We start from the raw sequence: 8952 nt of genomic DNA, 5'->3' as shown, positions 1-8952 counted from the left end.
TCCGTTGACTCCGGCGCCACCTGGAGCAAGCTGACCGCAATGGCAACGGTAGGTGCGGAATTCACGAATGTGCACGGCGCCATCAAGGTCGCGCTGGGGGTGCCGGCTACGGGTTCCACCTACTCGGCGGCCGTCTATCTTGTAGGAACGATCAATGGAAAGGACGGGGTTTATCGGTCCGACGATAAGGGTATTACGTGGACCCGTATCGATGACGATAATCACCGGTATGGCGGTGTTTCACGGATCGTAGCCGATACCAGCGTCTATGGCCGGGTATTCATGGCTGGTCGGGGAATGATCTATAACTACTGAGTTAGCGTCATTTTGCGTCACGGTGATGCAGTCAATTTCCTTTGGAACCCCGCCTCGCTTGGGAGCTTCATAGTGCGTTAAAAGCAGTCCCTTTAACGAAGCCCCCAGGCGTGGGACTGCGATTGAAAGGCCACAGTCGACGGTCTTTTTTATGGCAAGGCGACAATGCCGGGGCGTAAAAAAACCGCGTAAAGCGGCTTCAGACGATGCAGGCGCTGCCGTAACAATGTGGCAGCGTGGCAGGTATACCGTCAGCGTCCGGCGCGCCTGAGCGCCTCCTGTTCCTTCTGGTAGTCATCCCTGACATTCAAAAGGGCGAAAACCAAGCCCCCTTAAATAATTGCTCAGTCCACCGAATATCGCTGTGACAAAGCCCTTTGTGCTGTCAACGGCAAGTCTCTATTTCTAGCGTATTTCGATCTTCGTTACTCATGTTTGCGCTGTCTCGTCGCATCTGTGAGCTGTTGCCTGGCACGCTGGCATCGATAACATATCCAACGTTTGGATTTTCCGCACATAACGAAGTCGCCTTCTGTTGCCAGCACTTCTCCTTGATGATGCGCACAGAATCTCATGCCCGTCACCTTGGCTTTAGCGGCTGTCGCCTGCACAAGCCGGTCTACCCTCTTCTGTTCGCAATTCATGATCTAACCTACTTTTATGATCCATCCAACAAACGACCAGGCAGCAAGCCTGGAATATTACCTTTCGTAGGCGTACTTCGTTTGGCGACAGCATCCAATATGTCTATGAATTCGCAGATACTCAGATCACAAGCCGTCGAATAACCAGATGCAACTGCCTACACCCAGTCGTCTAAACGGTACGTGTGCCTTTTTGTAAACGGGCCTCCAGGCTTTTTCACTACAACTTCTAGTGATACCTGAAAGCCCGTGCATTCTCACTCAACTATGAAACAACCATCGACAGTGAGCTATGGGGTGATATTGACTCCGTCGAAGGTGGCGTATTGACCGGAAAGCTTGGTGACGGTAATGGTGTGCTGCCCGCTTGCCAAGGTTGGTGAAGTGTAGACAGCGACATTCGCATGTCGCAGACCATCGGTCGATACTGTACTAACCGCCTGCTGCGCACCGCCATCAACGCTGATTCCGAGGTTGCCCTGATCCGTATACATCTCGCCAAAGACTTGGATTCCTGTGCCGGTGAATGCCAAGGTCACTGCGGCATTGTTGGCGGTGGCGTAATGAATATCGTTGAGATAGTCTCCATATGCGCCGCGATTGGCAGCGTACGTCCATCCGCCAGCATAGGCGAATCTGGAATTGTCATCATTAATTCGACCTGACAACGTGTTGATATTGAATCCATCGATAGTGGCATATGTACCAGAAAGTTTGGTCACGACAATGGTGTGCTGTCCGCTCGTCAGAGTTGGTGACGTATAAATGGCTACATTCGCGTGTCGCTGACCGTCGGTCGATACCGTGCTGACCGTTTGTTGTGTACCACCGTCAATGCTGATCCCGAGATTGCCCTGATCCGTATTCATCTCTCCGAAGACCTGGATTTCCATACCGGTGAATGTCAGGGTCACTGTCGCGTTGTTGGCGGTGGCGTAATGAACATCATCGAGGTAGTCCCCCAATCCCCGATTGGAATTAACCTGCCACGCTGCGGAGTAGGAGATTTGAGGATTATCGTCATTGATTCGACCACTCAACGGGGTAGTTGAACTACCCACGCTTACGTTGGCGGCCGTACTCCCGGCCGGGATGTCGGCAATCAAAAATCCGTCCGACAGATACTGGACATTCGTGGATTTCACGCCGTTAAAGTACACCGGAGGATCAGATGAGAATCCGACACCGGCAACAAGTACTTGTGTGGAACCGCTGCCTCCGGCTCCGGAAGCATAGAACATCTGGCTACCCACTGAGGCCGCCAACGACTGATAGGCAGAAGTCAGCCCCGCGCCGCTAAGAAGGCTCGCTGGAATATCACCAGGCCCTGGAGTCGTCGAGATAGTCGTATTGCCGCTGGCATTGACATCTGTTGGTCCAGGAGAGCAACTACCGTAGTTACTCAATGCCAAGGAGGCGTAGTTGCCAGTGACCCAAAAATGGCCAGTTGGCTGACACCCTCCTTGAGTACTACCATTTGCGCTGAAGTCGACATTGCCCTGCCAGTTGATCCATTCTGAACCCGCGTCGTCGTAAAAGGTATTATTGTTGTGACGACCGTTAAAGGCAACATTGCCGGTCACCTGCATGCCGTGTGCCAGCGTGGCTACAGGATCGATGGTGACACCATCGGCCTTGTAGTAATACTGTGCCTGGTGTCCTTCGATATAGATCGCACCGCCATCGGCGAGCACCTGCAAGTAATCATGAAGTAGATTGTTGCTAATCGTGTTATTGGCATTGATATTGACGGAGTTTTGCGGATGTGGTGCATTGTCGACATGACCCTGGACGACACCGGCTGTGATGGCGCTATAAGGTACATCATAAATATGGTTTTGCGTGATCGTAGTGCCCTGACTGAACAACAACGTGATGCCGCACGCTGAACTATAGTCGGTACCTATGTGATGGATCACATTATTGGAGATCGTGTTGCCGGTCATAATCTCGTTCGTGCCGACCGTGTCATTCGCCACCAAGGCAGGGACCGGATTGCAATTCTGCTTGATGGCCGCAGCGTAGGTCGTACCCGGGGTCGGGTCATAAGTGCAACCCAGCAAAATTCCGGTTGAAGCGATGGCGGTAAACTCGTTGCCCTGGATTAGGTTGTTCGAAGAGCCATACATGAACGCCAGGCCGGCACCGCCAAGGTTGGCGAAGCGATTGCCACTGAACGTGATGTTATTCGATGCGCTGAAGCTGACATTTGCCAACGGCTGGGTCAACGCCCCCCATGGACATGAACCTGCTGGACTCGAGAAGGTGCACAAGCCCTGGTTCCCGCCAGCCACGGTCATCCGCAAGTTGCTCTGCACGTCGGCGAACCCGGCGTTGGTAGACGGGTCGTTCCATGTCGCGTAAGAAAACTGTAGGCCGGAGAAAGTCACATCGTGCAGCGGATTTGCCAGCGTTCCGGCACCCTGCAGTAAACTCTCCAGTTGGGGCAGCTCTATGTCCAACGCCGCCATCTGCTGACCGGACGCGGGCACGTAGTAGAGCGTGCTTGCTGTCGAATCGAGAAACCATTGTCCCGGCTGCACCAGGCCGACCGCATTTTGCACCAGCGTCGGCATTGTGCTCACCCCCATCGATGGCAACCCACCGCTGGCTTGAGAGAATCCCGCGCGATTGGTGGTGTTGGTCCAGCACGGCTGCGCCATGACCAGCTTGCCGCCCGAATAACTCGCCACCCGGCACCGTGACTCAGTCCACTGTCCATTGCCGCCAGGATAATCGAACTCGATGCTCGCTACTTGGGCAGCACTAAGCTTCGCAAACCACGCCATCGCCGCGCTATCGGCGCTGATGTCATACCCAGTCGCGGAACCTGCCCATCCCCCTTTGAAGCCTAATTGTCCCGGGGACTGCTGTGCTATCGGCGCGGCCGCACCATTCACGTACAACTGCCGCGTATTGCTGTTGGCAGGCACCGAAGCAGCCCATACACCGCTGGTTCCAACTTGCGACCACCCCGTAACTTGCGTGGCGCCAGAGATCACCGGATGTGCGCCCGGCGCTGCATACCAAATCACCGGATGACCAGCCTTGCCTGAATCCGCAGCCCCGAACGACCAGGTATTCGCCAATCGATAAGTGCCATCGGCAAGCTGAACCGCCACGTCAAGAGCACCGGCAGACAATTGTGCTTTCACTGCCTGCTGTGCACCACTCAATCCGCATGGAGCGCCTTGCGAACATGCTGCACCAGACCCCGTTGGAGAGACATACAAAATTGTTGCGTTAGCAGGAGGAGTACTTGACTTGTTCGATGCACTTTTATTCAATGCAGCGCTATTGGAGGGCGGGCTATTTTGAACAGAAAGATCTGAATCTCCATTGCCACATGCATTCAAAGTAACAGCCACAGATAAACTTAGAAATGCAATTATTGCTATATCAACAAATCTTTTTTTTTCGTCCCTACCCATAACAGTCTCCTAGAATTTTGTTTTTATCGTTAATAGTTCAAATGTTGATTTTCCTCTGCTGACAACGACACATTGGACTAGTGGCTGGACCAATGATTGAATGAATTTAATACGTATAATTTAAAAAGTAAAGAACGTTATTAGATGCTCCTCAGAAATTTAGTCTTCCACTGGTGACGCAAAATTAACGTTGCATTGGGAAAATAGAAATGAAGAAAACACTAAAACATGCATAATGTGCAATTTCTTCAGTAACCTGCTTAAATGCTGTGCAAATGGACTGAACCCCTGCAACTGGACCAGGCCGGGGAAAGAATTTGATACGCTTGCTGTGCCTTTACCAAAAGGAGCAGCATCATGTCAAAGAGAGCACCCAGCCGGCGCCATAGCTTTCAGTTCAAAGCGCAGGTTTGTAGCGACATTCGCAGCGGCAAGTACGGTCGCCGCGAAACGGAGCGGCTTTATCATTTGTCTTCCGCGCTGATTCAGATCTGGCTCAGGCAATATGATTTAGGCGAGCTGGACGCGGAAGAGGTTACCGTCGCCGTGTGCGAAGTCAAGATTGCCCATCTGGAACGCAAGATCGGTCAGCTCACCATGGAGCTGGACCTGTTAAAAAAAACATCTCGTGTACGAATCGTCAGCAACAACGAGTCGTCCTCGATCGTCAGCGGCCCGCTGACCGTGGTGACCAGGCCGCAAGCGATCTGCTGGGTCACGATAATGTGAAAACAACACAACGGCATTACCTCCGGAGAGGCAAGATTGTAGAGCCGACAAAGTAGGGAATATTCAGTTTTTGCGGAGCGCTCCGCAATTCCGATAATTTTAGACTTTCAGAAACAACTAAATTTAGTTTAAAATCAAGGTCTTGCGGGTGTAGTTCAATGGTAGAACGAAAGCTTCCCAAGCTTTAGACGAGGGTTCGATCCCCTCTACCCGCTCCAGGCCAACGTTGGCACCCGTTATTCGAGGGTGCCATTTGTATTTTTGAGGCAGGCATTTTTCTGGCGTTACAATGGTGTTGCCTGCTTGGGCAAACCGGCACTTGCTTCGCTTCACCTTAACCGTCTATTCGTCTATTGAGCATGTCAGAAAACAAATCCGGCAAACCCCTTTTTTACGATCCGACCGAACACCGGATCCGCAGCTTTGTCACGCGCGCCGGGCGCTTGTCCACGGCGCAGGCGCGCGCCATCGAGGAACTGGGGCCGCGTTTTCTGGTCCCTTACGACAAGGCTGTGGTCGATCTCGGCCAGGTTTTCGAGCGCAGTGCGCCGACTATCCTGGAAATCGGCTTCGGCATGGGCGAGACTTCGGCCAAGATTGCTGCGGGCATGCCTGAGAAGAACTTCGTCGGCGTCGAGGTGCATACCCCTGGCGTCGGCAGCTTGCTGAAACTGATCGGCGAGCAGCAGCTGAGCAATATGCGGCTGATCCAGCATGATGCGGTGGAAGTGCTGACCAACATGATCGCGCCTGGCGCACTGGCTGGCGCGCATGTATTCTTCCCGGATCCTTGGCACAAAGCGCGGCATAACAAGCGCCGCTTGCTGCAGGGGCCGCTGGTCAGCTTGCTGGCGTCGCGCATTGCACCGGGCGGTTACCTGCATTGCGCCACCGACTGGCAGGAGTATGCCGAACAGATGCTGGAAGTGCTGAGCGCCGAACCGCAGTTGAAGAATACGGCGGAGACTTATGCGGAACGGCCGGACTACCGGCCGGTGACCAAGTTTGAAAACCGCGGCCTGCGTCTCGGGCATGGCGTCTGGGATCTGGTGTTTACACGCGTTTAAGCTACATTGCCATAGAAAGTGCGCAGCATGCCGACAATCCGATTTTTCCGCCGCATCGATAACCGGCTTGCCAGGCTTGCCGCCTCGGCATCGCTGCTCGTCCTGTCTCATCTTTCGCTTGCGCAGGCCGGAGAGCAAGCGCCGCCGCTGCCGCCTGGAACGATCACGGTTGAGGATACCCATTACCCCAAAGTGCCGCTGTCTTCCGGCAAGCCGTCCGCCGAGGACATGATCGATGCCGCCAAACGCAATGCCGGCCAGATCGACCGTGAATTGCGCAAAGACACGCCGCCTAGCGAACCCACGGCCGCTGCTGCTGCGCTGAGCAGGCAGCAGATACTGGAAAAAGCCCTGGCGCCGGAAGTCGCGCCGAAAGAACCGGCCAAGCCGGGAGAAACCACCATGGAAGACATCACGCGGCCGGACGGCCAGCGGGTAACCAAGGTGACCGGGCCGAACGGCACGTATTGCGTGACGCAGATCTCTGTCGGTAACACCAAGGGTGAAGACATCATCCAGCGCGGCGCTATATCGCGCACCACCAGTTGCGGATCGGGGTTTTGATTTGATTGTGCCGAGACAATCATTTATGCAAAAAACTCAGCAAAACGGCTGTAGATAGCCATCATTCGGTACAATCTGTAGATGTTGTCCGAATTCGACCTTATTTCCCGCTACTTTACGCGTCCCGCACGCAGCAATATCGCGCATATTGCCCTCGGCGTCGGCGACGACTGCGCATTGCTGACGCCTGCACCCGGCATGCAACTGGCCATTTCGACCGACATGCTGGTGGAAGGACGGCATTTTTTCCCTGACGCCGATGCCTTGGCGCTGGGCCACAAATGCCTGGCGGTCAACCTTTCCGATTTAGCTGCGATGGGTGCCAGGCCGCTGGCGTTTACGCTGGCGTTGGCGCTGCCCGCAGCGCGTGAAGAATGGCTGGCGCCGTTTTCCAGCGGTTTGCTGGCGCTGGCCGATGCCCATCATTGCGAGCTGATCGGCGGCGACACCACCAAGGGACCGTTGAATATCTGCATCACCGTATTCGGCGAAACCTTGCCCGGCCAGGCTTTGCGCCGTGATGCAGCGCAAGCAGGAGATGACATCTGGGTCTCGGGCACGCTGGGCGATGCGCGGCTGGCGCTGGCGGTCTACCGCAACGAACTTGCCGGCCAATTGAATCCCGACCTGCAACCCGGCAGCGAGAATTTCCTGCTGGCGGCCGCGCGCATGCACCAGCCAACGCCGCGGGTTGCGCTGGGCCTGGCGTTGCGCGGGATTGCCCGCGCCGCCATCGACATTTCTGATGGCCTGGTGGGCGATCTCGGCCACATCCTGGCGCGCTCCGGGGTCGGCGCCACGCTCGTTGTCGACAGCTTGCCGGCCGGCGCCATACTCAGCCAGCAAAAGCAGGATATCCGCCGCCATTTCACGCTGGCCGGCGGCGACGATTACGAACTCTGCTTCAGCGCAGCAGCCACCCAGCGCGACGCCGTGCTGGCCGCCGCCCAGGCAAGCGCTACCGCAGTGACGCGCATCGGCTGCATTGAGGCCAGCCAAGGCCTGCGCTTGCAAGATGCACACGGTGCGCCACTGCACCTACAACTCAGCTCTTTCGACCACTTTCACACACCATGACTACAGCGGACAGCACTTCCCCACAGCAACCAATCCGTCCCGGCCCTCTTTTCATGTTGTCGCACCCTGCACACTTTATCGCGCAAGGTTTCGGCAGCGGGCTGTCACCCATCATGCCGGGCTCCTTCGGCACCTTGTTTGGCTGGCTGTCGTATGTGGTGATGACCACCCGCTGGCCGGAAATTTTCACGCCGCTCAACTGGCTGGTGATTATCGCCGCCGGCTTCGTGGTCGGCGTCTGGACTTGCCAGACCACCGGCCGCCACCTGCATGCGCCGGATCACGGCAGCATGGTATGGGACGAGATCATTGCATTCTGGCTGGTGCTGGTGGTGGTCACCCCCGCCAGCCTGCAGGCGCAGTTTGCAGCCTTCGTCGTGTTCCGTTTTTTCGACATGGTCAAGCCACCACCGATCGCCTATTTCGACCGTCATTTCAAGGGCGGCTTCGGCGTCATGTGGGATGACATTGTGGCAGCGTTTTATACGCTGCTGGCGCTGGCTTTGTGGCGCTTGATTTAGTTTGCCTGCGTGGCCGGGACGGATTGCATCCGTCCGCAACAAGTGGCAGTATGTAACCACCGACCAGGCAGAAAACAGGAGTTGCGACATGAACACCGCGCTTGAAGACAACACCGAACAAATCACCGATCTGGCAGCACAAGTCGGCCGCGCCTTGCAAGCCAAGGGCTGGTTCCTGTCTACCGCCGAGTCCTGCACCGGCGGCGGCGTATCGCAGGCAGTGACGGAAATCGCCGGTTCTTCGGAATGGTTTGATTGCGGCTTCGTGACTTACTCGAACGCCTCCAAGACGGAATTGCTGGATATCCCTGAAGCCGAGATTGCGCAACATGGCACGGTAAGCGAAGAAATCGCCGCCGCCATGGCCGAAGGCGCGCTGGCCAACAGCAATGCCGATGTCACCCTCTCCACTACCGGCATCGCCGGTCCCGGCGGCGCCGTGCCGGGCAAGCCGGTTGGCACGGTCTGCTTCGGCTGGTCAGCGGGTCATCAGACCCATACCGAGCGGCTGGTGTTCGCCGGCGATCGCCGTGCGGTGCGTGAACAGACTGTCATCCATGCACTGCAAGGCCTGTTGAAATTCCTGAAGTAATCTGATCCAGTA

Annotated in this window: 7 protein-coding genes, 1 tRNA gene and 1 pseudogene; 8 read left to right on the top strand and 1 reads right to left on the bottom strand. The window is 55.8% G+C overall.

The features are described from left to right. A pseudogene (locus ABI171_RS22955) lies at positions 1–315 on the top strand (dockerin); the annotation flags it as partial. Positions 316–1249: 934 nt separating this feature from the next. Here ABI171_RS22955 and ABI171_RS22950 read toward each other — a convergent pair. Next, positions 1250–4390 carry a right-handed parallel beta-helix repeat-containing protein gene (locus ABI171_RS22950; RefSeq protein WP_348099365.1) on the bottom strand — a complete coding sequence of 1047 codons (3141 nt, stop codon included), beginning with the start codon at positions 4388–4390 and terminating at the stop codon, positions 1250–1252. 357 nt (positions 4391–4747) lie between these two features. On the opposite strand from ABI171_RS22950, the gene ABI171_RS22945 reads away from it, so the two are divergent. The 7 genes from ABI171_RS22945 (at position 4748) to ABI171_RS22915 (ending at position 8940) form a co-directional block, all read left to right on the top strand. Then, positions 4748–5119 carry a transposase gene (locus tag ABI171_RS22945; RefSeq protein ID WP_348099364.1) on the top strand — a complete coding sequence of 124 codons (372 nt, stop codon included), beginning with the start codon at positions 4748–4750 and terminating at the stop codon, positions 5117–5119. Between the two features lie 144 nt (positions 5120–5263). Further along, positions 5264–5337 (top strand) — tRNA-Gly (locus ABI171_RS22940). Positions 5338–5478: 141 nt separating this feature from the next. Continuing rightward, a complete protein-coding gene (gene trmB / locus ABI171_RS22935; protein WP_348099363.1) occupies positions 5479–6186 on the top strand; it encodes a tRNA (guanosine(46)-N7)-methyltransferase TrmB in 708 nt (235 codons plus the stop codon). Positions 6187–6213: 27 nt separating this feature from the next. Continuing rightward, positions 6214–6750, top strand: a complete 537-nt coding sequence (locus tag ABI171_RS22930; RefSeq protein ID WP_348099362.1) for a hypothetical protein — start codon at positions 6214–6216, stop codon at positions 6748–6750. 81 nt (positions 6751–6831) lie between these two features. Continuing rightward, positions 6832–7827, top strand: coding sequence for a thiamine-phosphate kinase (thiL, locus tag ABI171_RS22925; protein ID WP_348099361.1), 996 nt, complete (start codon positions 6832–6834; stop codon positions 7825–7827). Then, the gene (locus ABI171_RS22920; protein WP_348099360.1) at positions 7824–8348 is read left to right on the top strand and encodes a phosphatidylglycerophosphatase A; all 525 of its coding nucleotides are present in this window, start codon (positions 7824–7826) and stop codon (positions 8346–8348) included. Before thiL ends, ABI171_RS22920 begins: the two co-directional genes overlap by 4 nt. An 88-nt stretch (positions 8349–8436) precedes the next feature. Then, entirely contained in the window at positions 8437–8940 is a 504-nt protein-coding gene (locus ABI171_RS22915) for a CinA family protein (RefSeq protein ID WP_348099359.1), read from the top strand. Positions 8941–8952: the final 12 nt, after the last annotated feature.

The organism is Collimonas sp., assembly GCF_039923675.1.
GTDB lineage: Bacteria > Pseudomonadota > Gammaproteobacteria > Burkholderiales > Burkholderiaceae_D > Collimonas.
The sequence above is the reverse complement of the archived record's forward strand: the minus strand, read 5'-3'. Positions and strand labels throughout refer to the sequence as shown.